Annotated in this window: 15 protein-coding genes and 1 tRNA gene; 13 read left to right on the forward strand and 3 right to left on the reverse strand. The window is 61.6% G+C overall.

All coding sequences use genetic code 11. The features are described from left to right. Nucleotides 1–2: 2 nt before the first annotated feature. The 8 genes from lptA to epsI all read left to right on the forward strand — a co-directional run bounded on the left by lptA (nt 3) and on the right by epsI (nt 6,785). Nucleotides 3–509 carry a lipopolysaccharide transport periplasmic protein LptA gene (gene lptA, locus ACW73L_RS00575; protein WP_498919366.1) on the forward strand — a complete coding sequence of 169 codons (507 nt, stop codon included), beginning with the start codon at nt 3–5 and terminating at the stop codon, nt 507–509. Nucleotides 510–521: 12 nt separating this feature from the next. Then, nucleotides 522–1,247, forward strand: a complete 726-nt coding sequence (lptB, locus tag ACW73L_RS00580; RefSeq protein WP_129882598.1) for an LPS export ABC transporter ATP-binding protein — start codon at nt 522–524, stop codon at nt 1,245–1,247. Between the two features lie 144 nt (nt 1,248–1,391). Next, complete coding sequence (locus ACW73L_RS00585) at nt 1,392–2,849, forward strand: RNA polymerase factor sigma-54 (RefSeq protein ID WP_498919368.1); 1,458 nt, start codon at nt 1,392–1,394, stop codon at nt 2,847–2,849. Nucleotides 2,850–2,887: 38 nt separating this feature from the next. Next, nucleotides 2,888–3,184, forward strand: a complete 297-nt coding sequence (hpf, locus tag ACW73L_RS00590; protein ID WP_129882596.1) for a ribosome hibernation-promoting factor, HPF/YfiA family — start codon at nt 2,888–2,890, stop codon at nt 3,182–3,184. Nucleotides 3,185–3,269: 85 nt separating this feature from the next. Beyond that, nucleotides 3,270–4,142 carry an RNase adapter RapZ gene (gene rapZ / locus ACW73L_RS00595; RefSeq protein ID WP_498919369.1) on the forward strand — a complete coding sequence of 291 codons (873 nt, stop codon included), beginning with the start codon at nt 3,270–3,272 and terminating at the stop codon, nt 4,140–4,142. Nucleotides 4,143–4,282: 140 nt separating this feature from the next. After that, nucleotides 4,283–5,176 (forward strand): chain length determinant protein tyrosine kinase EpsG, encoded by an 894-nt coding sequence (gene epsG, locus ACW73L_RS00600; RefSeq protein WP_498919370.1) that lies wholly within the window; start codon nt 4,283–4,285, stop codon nt 5,174–5,176. A gap of 38 nt (nt 5,177–5,214) precedes the next feature. Then, nucleotides 5,215–6,105 (forward strand): exosortase B, encoded by an 891-nt coding sequence (gene xrtB, locus ACW73L_RS00605; RefSeq protein WP_498919371.1) that lies wholly within the window; start codon nt 5,215–5,217, stop codon nt 6,103–6,105. Then, nucleotides 6,102–6,785: an exosortase-associated protein EpsI, B-type gene (gene epsI, locus ACW73L_RS00610; protein WP_498919372.1), complete on the forward strand. Its 684-nt coding sequence runs from the start codon at nt 6,102–6,104 to the stop codon at nt 6,783–6,785. Before xrtB ends, epsI begins: the two co-directional genes overlap by 4 nt. A 70-nt stretch (nt 6,786–6,855) precedes the next feature. Here the strand turns inward: epsI and mtaB are convergent, their stop codons facing one another. Both mtaB and ACW73L_RS00620 read right to left on the reverse strand, forming a co-directional pair. Next, nucleotides 6,856–8,181, reverse strand: a complete 1,326-nt coding sequence (gene mtaB / locus ACW73L_RS00615; protein WP_498919373.1) for a tRNA (N(6)-L-threonylcarbamoyladenosine(37)-C(2))-methylthiotransferase MtaB — start codon at nt 8,179–8,181, stop codon at nt 6,856–6,858. A gap of 46 nt (nt 8,182–8,227) precedes the next feature. Continuing rightward, the gene (locus ACW73L_RS00620; protein ID WP_498919374.1) at nt 8,228–9,412 is read right to left on the reverse strand and encodes a pyridoxal phosphate-dependent aminotransferase; all 1,185 of its coding nucleotides are present in this window, start codon (nt 9,410–9,412) and stop codon (nt 8,228–8,230) included. 186 nt (nt 9,413–9,598) lie between these two features. Here ACW73L_RS00620 and uvrB point away from each other — a divergent pair, with 186 nt between their 5' ends. After that, a complete protein-coding gene (uvrB, locus tag ACW73L_RS00625; protein ID WP_498919375.1) occupies nt 9,599–11,650 on the forward strand; it encodes an excinuclease ABC subunit UvrB in 2,052 nt (683 codons plus the stop codon). A gap of 41 nt (nt 11,651–11,691) precedes the next feature. Here uvrB and ACW73L_RS00630 read toward each other — a convergent pair whose 3' ends face one another. Beyond that, nucleotides 11,692–12,399: a glutamine amidotransferase gene (locus ACW73L_RS00630; protein ID WP_498919376.1), complete on the reverse strand. Its 708-nt coding sequence runs from the start codon at nt 12,397–12,399 to the stop codon at nt 11,692–11,694. A gap of 169 nt (nt 12,400–12,568) precedes the next feature. On the opposite strand from ACW73L_RS00630, the gene ACW73L_RS00635 reads away from it, so the two are divergent. From ACW73L_RS00635 to rpmI, 4 genes are all read left to right on the forward strand, one after another. Further along, nucleotides 12,569–12,645 (forward strand) — tRNA-Val (locus tag ACW73L_RS00635). 88 nt (nt 12,646–12,733) lie between these two features. Continuing rightward, the gene (thrS, locus tag ACW73L_RS00640) at nt 12,734–14,656 is read left to right on the forward strand and encodes a threonine--tRNA ligase (RefSeq protein WP_498919377.1); all 1,923 of its coding nucleotides are present in this window, start codon (nt 12,734–12,736) and stop codon (nt 14,654–14,656) included. Nucleotides 14,657–14,675: 19 nt separating this feature from the next. Further along, on the forward strand, nt 14,676–15,203 hold the full coding sequence (gene infC, locus ACW73L_RS00645; RefSeq protein WP_129882587.1) for a translation initiation factor IF-3: 528 nt from the start codon (nt 14,676–14,678) through the stop codon (nt 15,201–15,203). Between the two features lie 28 nt (nt 15,204–15,231). Next, complete coding sequence (gene rpmI / locus ACW73L_RS00650; protein ID WP_129882586.1) at nt 15,232–15,429, forward strand: 50S ribosomal protein L35; 198 nt, start codon at nt 15,232–15,234, stop codon at nt 15,427–15,429. Nucleotides 15,430–15,451: the final 22 nt, after the last annotated feature.

The raw sequence follows: 15,451 nt of genomic DNA on the forward strand, positions 1-15,451 counted from the left end.
TGTTGACGATTCGGGTCTTGCGTCGTGTTTGTTTGATGCTGGGGGCAGGGTCGCTGGGGATGTCCCCGGCGCTGGCGTTGGACAGCGACTCCAGCCAGCCTATCTTCATCGAGGCCAATCAGGCGACGTTCGACGAGACGACCGGGGAGACCGTCTACATCGGCGATGTTCAGGCTACGCAGGGTAGTCTGGTCGTGAACTCCGATCAGATGACCGTCTACCAGAAGGATTCAAAGACTGACAAGGTCGTCGCGGTAGGCCGTCCGGTCCGCCTGAAACAGACGCCAGAGGGGGGCGGCGAGGAACTGAACGGGGTCTCCCAGCGCATGGAATACTTTCCGGAAACCGGCATTCTGATCCTGCTCGAGCGGGCCGTGGTGACCCAAGGCACGATGACGACGGAGAGCGATCGGATCGAGTACGACAGTGCGAAGGGCGTCGCTAAAGCGGGCAGCCCCGCATCCGCGAGCAAGCGCGTCCATGTGACGCTGCAGCCGAAAGACAAATAGCGTGAATGACCGATGACCGTACTGTCCGCCGTCAATCTGTGCAAGGATTACCATAAACGGAAGGTGGTGGACGGCGTCAGCCTCTCCATACAGTCCGGGGAGATTGTCGGCCTGCTGGGTCCGAACGGCGCCGGCAAGACCACCAGCTTCTACATGATCGTCGGCCTGATCCGGCCGGACAGCGGCGGCATCGCGATCGATGAGGCAAACGTGACTCACCTGCCGATGCACGCCAGAGCCCGGCTCGGCATTGGTTATCTGCCGCAGGAACCGTCGATTTTTCGGCGGCTGACCGTCCGCCAGAATCTGCGTGCGGTGCTCGAATTGCGCGACGAACTGACGAATGGCCAGCGAGAACTGATCATCGAAGAATTGCTCGAGGAATTCGCCATCGGACACCTTCATGCGCAGAAGGCGATGGGACTCTCCGGCGGCGAGCGGCGACGTGTGGAGATCGCTCGCGCCTTGGCGTGCGAGCCGCGCTTCATGTTGCTCGACGAGCCCTTTGCCGGTGTCGACCCCATCTCGATCATCGACATCCAGAAAATCATCAATCACCTGAAGGATCGGGGTATCGGGATTCTGATCACCGAGCACAATGTGCGGGAGACCCTCGGAATTTGCGACCGTGCCTATATCCTGGCCGGTGGCCGTGTGATCGCTGAGGGGGACAGCGAGCAGATTGTCGCTAATCCCGAAGTGCGCCAGGTGTATCTGGGTGAAAATTTCTCAATGTAGGCACTGTGGCATGACGGCGAACTTTGACGGGTGGTGCTCAGGTGGGGCGAGGCGATGTCATCGCCCGATCCGGCGACGCGCCGAGAGCCTCGGGCAAGGTCGTCCAGCAGTAGACTTTTTCGCTCAGCGCGATTCGATTGCCCAATGAAACAAAGCCTCCAACTCCGTCTGGGCCAGCAGCTGGCGATGACGCCCCAGCTGCAACAGGCCATCAAGCTGCTGCAGTTGTCGACCCTCGAACTGCATCAGGAGATACAGCAGGCTCTGGACTCCAACATGATGCTCGAGGCGGCAGAGGATGACGGTGCGTTCCCGGAGTCGTCCGACACCGTTCCCGTGGAGTCGGCCACGACGGATTTTCAGGAGCTGCCTGACCTCGACAAAGCCTCCGACATTCCTCAGGAGTTGCCGATCGACTCCTCCTGGGATGAGGTCTATGAAGGACTGCAGTCCTACTCCAACTCGCTCCCCGACAGCGATGGCGACGATTTCGTCTTCCAGCGGGCTCAACCACAGAGCTTGCGGGATCATCTGGGCTGGCAACTCGACATGCTGCCGTTGAGCGAGCGAGACCATGCTATCGGCCTTGCCATCGTCGATGCGGTCAACGATGAGGGTTACCTGAGCAGCCCGATCAACGACATCGTTCAATCGTTGCAGATGCAGTTGGACGGACTGGACCCGGAGGAAGTCACCGCGGTATTGCATCTGGTTCAGAATCTCGACCCGGCGGGTGTGGCCGCAGCGGATCTGGCCGATTGCCTCGCCATCCAGCTCCGTCAGCTGCCCGAGGCCACACCGCATCGCAAAAAGGCCTTGGAGTTGGTCCAGCACTATCTCGAGGTGCTCGGCAAAAAGGATCTGGCGCGCCTGAAGCGCGTTCTGGACGTTAACGATGCCCAGCTGGCGGAAATCGTCGCGCTGATCCGTACGCTGGAGCCCAAACCGGGGCGTCTGGTGCAGACCGGGGAATCGCAGTATGTCGTTCCCGACGTATTCGTGTCGAAGATCGGATCGCAATGGGTGGTGAACCTGAACCCGGATATCGCGCCGAAGCTGCGCATCAACCCGTTCTACTCGGGCATGGTGCGCCGGGCCGACAGCAGCGCCGACAATGTCGCCATGAAAAATCACCTGCAGGAGGCACGCTGGTTCATCAAGAGTCTGCACAGTCGCAATGAAACCTTGCTGAAGGTCGCGCGCTCCATCGTCGAGCACCAGAAGGATTTTCTCGAGCAGGGACCCATGGCCATGAAGCCGTTGGTACTGCGGGATGTAGCCGAGGAGGTGGGTATGCACGAGTCGACGATCTCGCGGGTTACCACACAGAAGTACATGCACACCGCCAACGGCATATTCGAGTTCAAGTATTTTTTCTCCAGCCACGTGTCGACGAATGCTGGCGGCGAGTGTTCGGCGACGGCAATAAAGGCGCACCTGCGCGCCATCGTCGATGCCGAGAATCCCGAAAAGCCCCTGAGCGATCACGCCATAGCGGATATCTTCAAGCAAAAGGGTATCAACGTGGCACGCCGCACGATCGCCAAGTACCGGGAGGCGCTGGCCATACCGCCTTCCAACGAGCGCAGGCAGGTGATCTGAATGCCTGCCAACTCCACGACACCTTAAGGAAGACAGCCATGCAAATCAGTATTACCGGCCACCACGTGAATCTTACCGATGCGTTGCGCACTTACGTGTCCGAAAAGCTCAGCCGCATCGAGCGTCATTTCGATCACGTGATCGACGTGCATGTCGTTCTGACCGTCGAGAAGCTGGAGCAGAAAGCCGAAGCAACCGTGCAACTCAACGGTGCGAAGATCCATGCCGAGGATGTGCAGGAGGACCTCTATGCGGCTATCGATGGTTTGATCGACAAGCTGGATCGTCAGGTGCTGCGCCATAAGGAAAAGACTCAGCTGGTCAATCGGGGCTGATTCGAAGACCGCTTCGAATAACGGTACAGTCGGCCGCTCAGGTGGTGCCGTGGCGGACTGCGCGACCTACACACGGGGGGACGACATGAAGCTGGTGGTTGTCAGCGGACTCTCCGGTTCCGGCAAGAGCGTTGCGCTGGAAACGCTGGAGGACTGTGGCTTCTACTGCATCGACAATCTGCCCGTCACGTTGCTGGAGTCCTTCCTTACGCAGGCGGTGGCATCTTCACAAGACGCCTTTCGGCGCACGGCGATCAGTATCGATGCCCGCAGTCAGCAGGTCAGCCTTGACCAGTTTCCGGGCAGTCTGGAACTGGCCAGACAGCTCGGCATCGATGCACGGGTTTTATTTCTCAAGGCGGAGGACGGCGCCTTGCTGAAGCGCTTCAGCGAAACGCGGCGCAAGCATCCGCTGACGGGGTCGGGACTGCCTCTCGGGGAGGCGATCGTGTTCGAGCGGGAATTGCTCGAGCCGGTGTCCTGTCGTGCGGATGTCGTGATCGACACGACGCACACGAACGTACGGCAATTGCGGGAACTGGTGCGGGCGCGCTTCGATACCGACCGGAAGCCGCTCATGTCACTCTATTTCCTGTCTTTTGGTTTCAAACATGGCGTACCGCTCGACGCGGACTTCCTGTTCGACGTGCGCTGCCTGCCCAATCCTTACTGGGAGCCCACGTTGCGCGCCATGACAGGCAAGGATGTTGCCGTGGCCGAGTTTCTATCGAACAGCAGCGATGTGAGCGGGTATCTCGACGATCTGACGGGGTTTCTGAGCCGGTGGATACCCCGTTTCCAGGCAGAGAACCGGAGTTATCTGACGATCGCCATCGGCTGTACGGGGGGGCAGCACCGTTCCGTCTACGTTGCCGAAACGCTGGCCCGCCGCTTCGAATCCAGCGCCTGGGATGTGCTGGTCAGGCATCGCGAGGTTGGCGATACGCGGGTCCTGTAACGTCGCCGGCGGCCGTGCAGCGGTTGCAAAAGACGAACCCTTCCGGTCAATCGGTCAGTGCCCCGAAGTCCAGTGACTCGGGCATTTCTGGTATTCTAGCGGGGCTCGTCACGTATCTCTCATAACTCAGGCCTGGACCGATGACCAAAGAAAGGACGATGAATCTTCCGTCGGCCGACGACGTGGGCGAACCCGGATACAACCTGTCGCTGGGTGCGATCCTGATCGAGACGGGCCGTCTTTCGCCCGAGGATCTCGACCGCATTCGGGACGTTCAGGAGGACCAGGGGCTCGAATTCGGCGAGGCCGGCATCGCGATCGGGGTGCTGACGCCCGAAGATATCCAGTACGCGCTGGCGAGGCAATTCAATTACCCCTATCTCGCGCGCGAATCCAGCTTATTGTCACCCGAACTGGTCGCGGCCTTCGAACCGTACGGCCAGCGAGCCGAAGCCTTGCGCGCACTTCGCAGCCACATCATGCTGCGGTGGTTCACCGGCGAGCCGGGTCACCGGGCGCTGGTCATCGTCAGTCCCGCGCGCGGTGAGGGACGGAGCGTGCTCGCTGCGAATCTGGCGATTGTCTTTTGCCAAGTAGGCGAGAAAACCCTGTTGATCGACGCGGACATGCGTCATCCGCGCCAGCATGACCTCTTTCAACTCGATCCGTCGGTCGGATTGTCCTCGGTGTTATCGGGGCGCGCTTCATGGAACGACGCTATCCGCCACATACCTGATCTGGTCGACCTGTGGGTCCTGCCGGCCGGTCCCAAGCCCCCCAATCCTCAGGAACTGCTGGCCCGCGGCGCCTTCAACAAGCGCATCAACGAACTGCGTGAAGATTACGATGTGATCATACTCGACACTCCGGAGGCCGAGGGCATCGCCGACGTGCATATCGTCGCAGCGGCGGCCGGAGCGGCTCTGGTCATCGCCAAGAAGGGCAAGACCAGTTTGTCGGGCGTTGGCAACGTCGCTGAAACGCTGCGCCAGGTGGGGGTCAACGTGCTCGGGTCCGTGCTGATCGACGCTTGATCGGGTGTTTTCCCGCGGGTAGTCCTGCACGTGGTGACATGAGCGCTTCAATGGAGCAACGGCGCTGGCTGGACAGCCCGTCCTGGCCCTACCTGCTGGTTTTTTTGTGCGTCGCGGCACTCTACCTACCGGTTTACATCGGCCTCGCCCAGGACGTGTGGCCAATAGAGGACGATTTTCACGGCCCGATCATTCTTGCCGTTTGCCTGTGGTTGGCATGGCAGCGCCGGCGTGATTTCTCCTCGGCCCCAGCTGATGACCCTGCCGGACGTGTGATTGGCTGGGTGGCGCTCGTTGTCGGTCTGATGTTCTATGCCCTCGGCCGCTCGCAGGACATCTACATGCTGAGCCTGGGGTCGCAGTTGCTGGTGTTTCCCGGCGCGATACTGGCGATCCGTGGCTGGCCGTCGTTGCGTCCGGTCTGGTTCCCTGTCTTCTTTCTCCTATTCCTGATTCCGCTCCCGGACTTTGTCATCAGCGGACTGACCGGCCCGTTGAAGCAATTGGTCTCGGTGATCGCGGAGAATCTGCTCTACGCCGTTGGATATCCGATTGCGCGCAGCGGAGTGATCCTCAGCGTCGGACCCTACGAGTTGCTCGTGGCCGATGCCTGCTCCGGTTTGAATTCCATCTTTACGCTGGTAGCGCTGACGGCGCTTTACCTGTACCTGATGCGTTACCGCAGTCTGTCCTACAACTTGATGCTGCTAGCCTGCGCCGTGCCGATCGCGATTGCCGCCAACGTGGTCCGTGTGGTCGTGCTGGTCCTCGTGACTTATCACTTTGGCGACGAGGCCGGGCAGGGTTTCGTGCATTCCTTTGCCGGTCTGTTGTTGTTCGCCGTTGCGTTGAGCTTGGTGATGGCCCTGGACGGTGTGCTGATGCCGGTGGCGCGGCGCTTGGGTTTCAACCTCGGCCACAGGGCATGATTTCGGGTCCGCGCGCCAGGGCCGTAGTCGTCGCGCTGCTGATGATCGCCAGCGTCGCGGCCGCGTCGGCGCTGCGACCGAGAGCAATCCCGGCCGTCAACGCGATCGATCTGGCCGCCACCATTCCTGCGGCCTTCGGCGACTGGCGCGAGGATCCCAGCATTTTGCCGGTCGTGCCCGAGCCCAACGCGCAGGCCGAGTTGGAGCGGATTTATTCGCAAACGATCGCGCGCTCTTACGTCGCGTCCGACGGCCGGCAGGTGATGCTGTCGATCGCTTACGGCGCGGCCCAAAGCGATAGCCTGCGTCTGCATGAACCCAAGGTCTGTTATCGGGCTCAGGGCTTCGCAGTTGTCGAGCCGTTCAAGGCGACGCTGAAGACCCTGGCCGGGGATCTGCCGGTCATGCGCTTCGTTGCCCGCAAGTCTCTCCGCAACGAGCCCGTGACGTACTGGATGGTCATTGGTGGGCGGCTGGTCCAGTCCGGCTGGGACGCGAAGCTGGTCCGGCTGCACTTTGCGCTGTCCGGAGTCGTGCCGGACGGCTTTTTGGTGCGAGTTTCGAGTATCGACAACGACAACGACAGTGCCTTCGAAATTGAGCAACGCTTCGTCGACGACTTGCTGAAGGCGCTCGACGGCGCGGCGCGAGCTCGAATTTTCGGTCAGCCTGCCGGTTGAGTGCACAAAACGGGTGGTGGGAACGGGTGGGGTTTTCGTTCCCGTTCGCGGCGCGCGTACGCGCCCGACATCAGGCCAAGGGTGATCGCTGATCGGATGCCGGAATGCTGCGTCCGAGGAGTGTGTCCCGCTGTGGATCGGTGCCGGTGATCTCCACGGTCATGATCCGGCTCCCGGCTGTCGGCGGTGGAAATGTTTCGACTCCCACCCGCAGGTAGTTCGGCGAATAACCAGACAGGCTCCGGATTTCATCGGCGCCCGCCGTCTTGAGGTCACCCTCGATCAACACCTCCACGCACTGCCCGACGCAGCTTGCCTGAAAGGCACGGCGCGCCTCCATCGCCGCCTCGCGCAGGCTCAGGGCCCGTGCCTTCTGCGTTTCCGTGGGGACGGCGCCGGGCAACTCGGCAGCCTTGGTGCCCTCGCGCGGCGAGTAGGGGAAGATGTGCACGTGGCCGAAGCCGCAGTCGCGAATGAAGGCCAGGCTTGCCTGCCATTCCTGATCGGTTTCGCCGGGAAAGCCCACGATGACGTCGGTCGTGATGTTGAGCGCCGGAATGGCCTCGCGCGCCTGGTCGACAAGCTGCCGGTAGTCCCTGGTTTTGCAGCGGCGAGCCATGCGACGCAGCGTCGCGTCGCAGCCGCTCTGCAGTGGCAGGTGCAGGTGCGGCATCAGTCGTGGGCTGCGCCACAATTCAAGGAAGCCCTCGGGCAAATCCCAGGGCTCGATCGAGCCGAAGCGAAGGCGCGGGATCGCAGTCCGGTCCAGCACCGTGCGCACGAGTTGGTCCAAACCTTGACCGAGGTCGCTGCCGTAGCCACCGAGATGGACTCCCGTCAGTACGACCTCCTCCACTCCGCTTGCGTGCAGCGTATTGATCTCGTCGACCACGTCAGCGGGTGGCCGGCTGCGTTCCGCGCCGCGCGCGACCGTGACGATGCAAAAGGTGCAGCGGTAGCGGCAGCCGTCCTGCACCTTGACGAAGGCGCGGTGGCGGTTGACCGGCAAGAGCAGCGAACCCTGGTCCGGATCGGCAGCCATGGCCGGCATCGTGGCGACGGCCAACTCCTGCTCTACCCGCTCCAGCAGCCGATCCTTCTCGCTATTGGCGACCACGAGATCGACACCCAGGGCCGCCGCTGCCGACGGGCTCAGCGTCGCGTAGCACCCGCTCAGGACGAGCTTGGCTGCAGGGTGCTCGCGGTGGATCCGGCGCAGCAGGCTGCGTGACTTGCGCACCGCTTCCTGGGTGACGGCGCAGGAGTTCAGAACGACCAGTTCGGGATCCTCGGATGGCGGCACGACCTGATGTCCCGCCGCGCGAAACTCTCGGGACCACCGCTCGATTTCCGCTTCGTTGACGCGACAGCCGAGTGTCTGCAGGGCGACTCGCATGCGCGTGGATTAGGTCCGGTGGTTCGCTATCCGATGGGGCAAGGTTTCACGCCAGTGCCGTCCGGAGCCGGTCGACGGCCTTTTCGAGATTCCCCATGCTGGTTGCGATGGACAGGCGCATGTGTCCCGGGGCGCCAAAGGCCGAGCCCGGCACGGCTGCCACGCCGGCCTGCTCGATCAGGTACTCCGCCAACTGGAGATCATCGGCAATCGCCGGCATCCGGTCGATGACGCCCTGGAAACTCGGCAGCACGTAGAAGGTGCCGTCGGTCCCCAGGCAGTCGACGCCCGGGATCTGGTTCAGCGAGCTGACGACGAAGTCGTGGCGCAGTTTGAAGGCCGACACCATGGTTTCTATAAAGCTTTGGTCGCCGTTCAGCGCGGCTTCGGCCGCGACCTGTGAGATCGATGTCGGGTTCGATGTGCTCTGCGACTGGATATTCGTCATCGCCTCGATCAGGGGCTTCGGTCCAGCCGCATAGCCGATGCGCCAGCCGGTCATCGAATAGGCCTTGGACACGCCATTCAGGACCATGGTCCTGTCGGCCAGCGCCGGGCAGACATTCAGGATGTTCTTGAATGGGCCGCGACTCCACAGGATGTGCTCGTACATGTCGTCGGTTGCGATGACCACCTGCGGATGGCGAAGCAGGACGTCGGCCAGGGCCTTCAGTTCGCTCTCGCTGTAGTTCATGCCGGTCGGATTCGACGGGCTGTTGATCACGAACAGGCGGGTGCGCGGGGTCAGCGCACTCTCAAGCTGGTTCGCGGTGATCTTGAATTGTTGCTCCTGTCCGGCCGTGACGATCACCGGCGTGGCGCCTGCCAGCATGACCATGTCGGGGTAAGATACCCAGTAGGGTGCCGGGATGACCACTTCGTCGCCGGGGTTCAGCAGCGCTTGCGCGAGGTTGTAGAAGCTCTGCTTGCCGCCGCACGACACGAGGATCTGGTTCGTCGGGTATTCGAGCGCGTTTTCGCGGCTGAACTTGGCGGCGATGGCCTTCTTGAGGCCCGCCGTGCCGTCGACCGCGGTGTATTTGGTGAAGCCGTCGCGTATGGCCTTGATCGCCGCTTCCTTGATGTGCTCCGGCGTGTCGAAGTCCGGCTCGCCGGCGCCTAGGCCGACGATGTCCTTGCCGGCGGCCTTCATGGCGGCGGCGCGTGCGGTGACGGCGAGTGTCGGGGAGGGCTTGATGGCTTGAACGCGATCGGAAAGACGGATGCTCATGGGGTAGGCTCGAAGCTGGAAGTCAGACAGTTGAACAAAGCGCCCGCCCGGATGGGCGGAATGGAAAGCCTTGCGTAGCGAGGGGGACCGCGTCGCGGTGATGCCCGATACGAAACACAATCGAAACAGGGATTTCCACAGCCGGCTTTGTCTCGCGATGCGGCTGAAACCTTGAAAAAGCCCGATATGATAACCGATCAAACCAGCAATCTGTATCCGCTGAAAGATAAGAAACTGCGCCTTAACAGCAGCTTCGCGCCTGCGGGCGATCAGCCCGAGGCCATCCGGCGGCTCGTGGAGGGGCTCGCCGACGGGGAGGTCCACCAGACCCTGCTGGGTGTCACCGGGTCGGGCAAGACCTTCACGATGGCCAATGTTATCGCGACAGTGCAGCGCCCGGCGCTGATTCTGGCGCCGAACAAGACCCTGGCAGCGCAGTTGTACGGCGAGATGAAGGAGTTCTTTCCGGAGAACTCCGTCGAGTACTTCGTCTCGTATTACGACTATTACCAGCCCGAAGCTTACGTGCCGTCGTCCGACACCTATATCGAGAAGGACGCGTCGCTCAATGAGCACATCGAGCAGATGCGGTTGTCGGCGACCAAGGCGCTGCTCGAACGACGCGACACGGTCATCGTGGCGACCGTCTCGGCCATCTACGGCCTCGGCGAACCGGCCTCGTATTTTGCGATGGTCTTGCATCTGGTCCGCGGCGACATGATCAGCCAGCGCCAGATGTTGATGCGCCTCGCCGAGCTGCAGTACACCCGCAACGAGACCGAGTTGCGACGCGGTACTTTCCGGGTGCGAGGCGATGTGATCGACATCCACCCGGCGGAGAGCGAGAAGGAAGCCCTGCGGGTCGAGTTGTTCGATGACGAGATTGAGCGCCTGTCGCTGTTCGATCCGCTAACGGGGGAGGTGCTGAGCCGTATTGCCCGCTATACGGTTTACCCGAAGACCCATTACGTTACGCCGCGCGAGAAGATCGTCGCCGCTGTCGAGGAAATCAAGGTCGAGTTGAAAGAACGGCTCGAACAGTTGTATTCAATGAACAAGCTTGTCGAGGCGCAGCGACTCGAGCAACGGACGCTGTTCGATATCGAGATCATGCTGGAGGTTGGCTATTGTCCCGGCATCGAGAACTACTCCCGGTATCTTTCGGGGCGGGCCGCGGGCGACTCGCCGCCAACGCTGTTCGATTACCTGCCGCCCGATGCACTGCTGTTCATCGACGAAAGCCATGTGACGATCCCGCAGATCGGCGCGATGTTCCGCGGTGACCGCTCCCGCAAGGAAACGCTGGTCGAATACGGTTTTCGCCTCCCGTCGGCGCTGGACAACCGGCCGCTGCGATTCGAGGAGTTTGAACTGCGCTCGCCGCAGCGCATCTACATCTCGGCCACGCCGGGTCCCTATGAGCAGACACACTCAGGTGTCGTGGTCGAGCAGGTCGTGCGGCCGACGGGTCTGGTAGATCCCGAGGTCGAGGTGCGGCCGGCTACGACGCAGGTCGACGATCTGCTGTCCGAGGTTCGTGAGCGCGTTGGGCGGAAGGAGCGCGTGCTGGTGACGACGCTGACCAAGCGCATGGCAGAAGATCTGACTGAATATCTGCTCGAACATGGCGTTGCCGTGCGTTATCTGCATTCCGATATAGACACGGTGGAACGGGTCGAGATCATTCGCGACCTGCGCCTCGGTGTTTTCGATGTGCTGGTCGGCATCAACCTGCTGCGCGAAGGGCTGGATATTCCGGAGGTTTCGCTGGTCGCGATACTGGATGCAGACAAGGAGGGCTTTCTGCGCTCGACCGTATCGCTCATTCAGACGATCGGACGCGCTGCGCGCAACCTCTCCGGCAAGGCGATCCTCTATGCCGACCGGATGACGGGATCCATGGAGCGGGCGATTGAGGAAACCGAACGGCGTCGGTGCAAACAACGCAACTACAACGAGCTCCATGGGCTAACGCCGCGCGGCATCAGCAAGGCGGTCACCGATATCCTGGAGGTGCCGATTCCGGGTGTGGGGTTTGCGCGGAACAGCAAGCCCGGCCGCAAGCGCGTGGCCGAAACGCCGGCGGAATACGCGCCGATGCCGCCGAAGGAAGCGGCGCGCCTTATCAAACAGCTCGAGGACAAGATGTATGCCCATGCGCGGGATCTGGAGTTCGAGGAAGCGGCGCGGCTGAGAGACCAAATCCAACAGATCCGCTCGGTGTCCTTCGAGGCTTGAAGTCGGCTCCGGCACGCCCGGTCGTTTTCCGGAGGGCAAGCTCAGCAGCTATCGGTTAGCCAGGCCTGCCAGAAAGGCGCAGCTGCCTGGGCGAGGCGCGGTGCCTTGATGCCGCTTTCCGCTCTCAGTGCAGCCGGCTCCAGGCCGGCCTGAGACAGCTCGCAGGCATGGCCGATATACCACCGCTCGAGGCCGGCGCGGGTGACTTCCGGGTGGAACTGCAGCGCCAGCGTCCGTTTGCCCCAGGCAAAGGCTTGGTTCTGGTACCGGGTGCTTGCGGCGAGGTGCGTCGCCCCTTCCGGCAGATCGAAGGTGTCGCCGTGCCAATGTAGTACCTCGACGCCGTCGGCGACGAGATCCGCCAGGGGAGAAGCAGCTGTGAGGTCGGACCCGGGATGGAGTGTCGACCAGCCGATTTCCTTGCCCCGTGCGCCGGGATAGACGCGGGCGCCGAGCGCAGCGGCAATCAGTTGCGCGCCGAGACAAATGCCCAGCGTAGGGCGGTCGGCCGCGAGGCGTCGCTCGAGCAGCCGCAGCTCATCGGCAAGAAATGGGTAGGCACGCTCTTCGTAAACCCCAATCGGGCCGCCCAGCACGATCAAAAGGTCCGGGTCCGCCGCATCGAAAGAGGCTAGATCGTCGAGGCCGGCTTCCCGATACTCCATGGTGAAGCCCGCAGCGGCGAGCGCGGGCGCCAGATTGCCGAGGTCTTCGAAGGGGACGTGGCGAATGACATGGGCTGTTTTCATCGCGATGATGTCAGTGATCAAGTGGGATTCGGTACATTTAACATGATTTTTCGCACCACGGTCCTGCGGGAGGGTGGATGTAAGGTGGCTGCCCTGCCGCATCTCGATGGGCTTGACCCGAGGCCTGAACTCCCGGTAATATGCGCGCTTGCCCTGTCACGGGCAGTGCAGGCGCGTAGCTCAGTTGGTTAGAGCACCACCTTGACATGGTGGGGGTCGTTGGTTCGAGTCCAATCGCGCCTACCAAATGGCTGCAGGAAACAGGCATCGCTCGGCGATGCTTTTTTGTTTCTCGCGGCACGAATTCTCATCACACCTCAGGCTAGAGCGGATCATGCCCGTCATCACGCTGCCGGACGGTTCCCGCCGGGAATTCCCAGGCGTCGTCAGTGTCATGCAGGTCGCCGAATCGATCGGTGCGGGACTGGCTCGGGCTGCTCTCGCCGGTCGGGTCGATGGCCGTCTGGTCGATACCTCGCACCTCATCGAGCACGACGCCGAGGTGGCAATCATCACGGCCAAACAGCCTGAAGGTCTGGAGATCATCCGTCATTCGACGGCGCATCTACTCGCCGAAGCGGTCAAGTCGCTGTATCCGTCGGCTCAGGTCACGATCGGTCCGGTGGTCGAGGACGGATTCTATTACGACTTCGCGTTTGAACGCCCGTTCACGCCAGAAGACCTCGAGGCGATTGAGCGGAAGATGGCGGAGTTGTCCGCGGCAGCGCTGCCGGTTACGCGATCGGTCATGCCCAGGGACGAGGCGGTCGACTACTTCAGCGGACTGGGTGAGCGCTACAAGGCGGAGATTATCCGGGAGATCCCGGCAGGTGAGGTCATCTCGCTGTACGCCCAGGGTGACTTCGTCGATCTGTGTCGCGGTCCGCACGTGCCGCACACGGGGCACTTGAAGGCGTTCAAACTGATGCGGGTCGCCGGCGCCTATTGGCGCGGCGATTCCCGGAACGAGATGCTCCAGCGGATCTACGGTACGGCATGGTCGGACAAGAAAAGTCTCGACGACTACCTGCATCGGCTGGAAGAGGCCGAGAAGCGCGATCACCGCAAGCTCGGCAAGCAGTTGGGGCTGTTTCATCTGCAGGAAGAGGCGCCCGGCATGGTGTTCTGGCACCCGAACGGCTGGACGCTGTGGCAGACGGTGGAACAGTACATGCGCGACGTGTTTCGCGACAACGGCTACCAGGAGATTCGGACGCCGCAGGTGGTGTCGCGTAGTCTCTGGGAAAAGTCGGGTCACTGGGACAAATTCGCCGACGAGATGTTCACGACCCAGGCGGATGAGCGCGACTATGCGATCAAGCCGATGAACTGCCCGTGCCACGTGCAGGTCTACAACCAGGGTTTGAAGAGCTACCGCGACCTGCCGCTGCGCCTGGCCGAGTTCGGCTCCTGTCATCGCAACGAATTGTCCGGCGTGTTGCATGGCGTCATGCGGCTGCGCTCGTTCACGCAAGACGATGCCCATATCTTCTGCTCGGACGACCAGATTCAGCCGGAAGTGTCGCTGTTCATCGACCTGCTATTCCGCGTCTATGCGGACTTCGGTTTCGATCAGGTGCTGATCAAGCTGTCGACGCGCCCGGAAAAGCGGGTGGGCTCCGACGAAGTGTGGGACAAGGCCGAGGCGGCCCTGGCGCAGGCGCTCGATGCCAAAGGTCTCGAGTGGCAGCTACAGCCGGGTGAGGGCGCGTTCTACGGGCCAAAGATCGAGTTCTCGCTCAAGGACTGCCTCGGGCGGATCTGGCAATGCGGCACGATACAGGTGGACTTCTCGATGCCGGAGCGTCTGGGTGCCGTCTACGTGGCCGAGGACAGCTCGCGCCGTACGCCGGTGATGCTGCATCGGGCGATCCTCGGTTCGATGGAACGCTTCCTCGGAATCTTGATCGAGCATCATGCGGGTTTCTTCCCCTTCTGGCTCGCGCCGGTGCAGGCGGTGGTCATGAATATCACCGACCGCCAAGCCGATTATGCGCGCCGCGTGGTCGAATCGCTGGCAGTTCAAGGCTTTCGGGTCCGGGTGGACTTGAGAAATGAGAAGATCGGCTTTAAAATCCGCGATCACTCGATGCAACGGGTCCCGTATTTGCTTGTCGTCGGGCCCAAAGAGGAAGAGTCTGAAACGGTCTCCGTCCGCACTCAGAATGGCGCCGATCTCGGTGCCTTGGTCTTGAGCGACTTGGCTGAACGGTTCAGAAAAGAGGCGGCCGACAAACACGGACCGTCCGGAGAATGACAGCGCTGGAGGAATAAGTATCACTGCCCACGATAAAAAGGATCCGCGCCTTAACGAACAGATCACGGCGCCGATGGTGCGTCTGATCGATGCGGAAGGCAATCAGGCCGGTGTCGTGCCGGTACGGCAGGCCCAGCAGATTGCCTACGATGCTGAGTTGGATCTGGTCGAAATTTCCCCCACCGCAGACCCTCCGGTTTGCCGGGTCATGGATTTCGGGAAATTCCGTTTCGAGCAGAACAAGAAGCTGGCGGCGGCGAAGAAAAAGCAGAAGCTGATTCACGTCAAGGAAGTCAAGTTCCGTCCCGGAACGGACGAAGGCGACTATCAGATCAAGCTTCGGAACCTGACCCGGTTCCTGACCGAGGGTGACAAGGCCAAGGTGACCTGCCGCTTCCGCGGTCGGGAATTGGCCCATCGCGAGTTGGGAATGGAGTTGCTGCAACGGGTCGAGAACGACCTGGTGGAATACGCAACTGTCGAGCAGCATCCGAAGATGGAAGGGAAGCAGATGATCATGACGCTGGCGCCGAAAAAGAAAAAGTAAGCTACCGAAAACGATTGAGAGACCGATCATGCCCAAAATGAAGACGAATCGCGGCGCGGCGAAGCGTTTCAAGCGGACTGCCTCCGGCAGTTTCAAATGCAACCATTCGCACCGTCGGCACATCCTGACCAAGAAGACGACCAAGCGGAAGCGCCAGTTGCGGAAGGCGTATACGATTCACGCTTCCGACAGCAAGTCTGCAGCCCGTCTCCTGCCGTACAGTTGACCCGTTATTTTCGAAGCGAATT

The organism is Methylolobus aquaticus, from assembly GCF_054172105.1.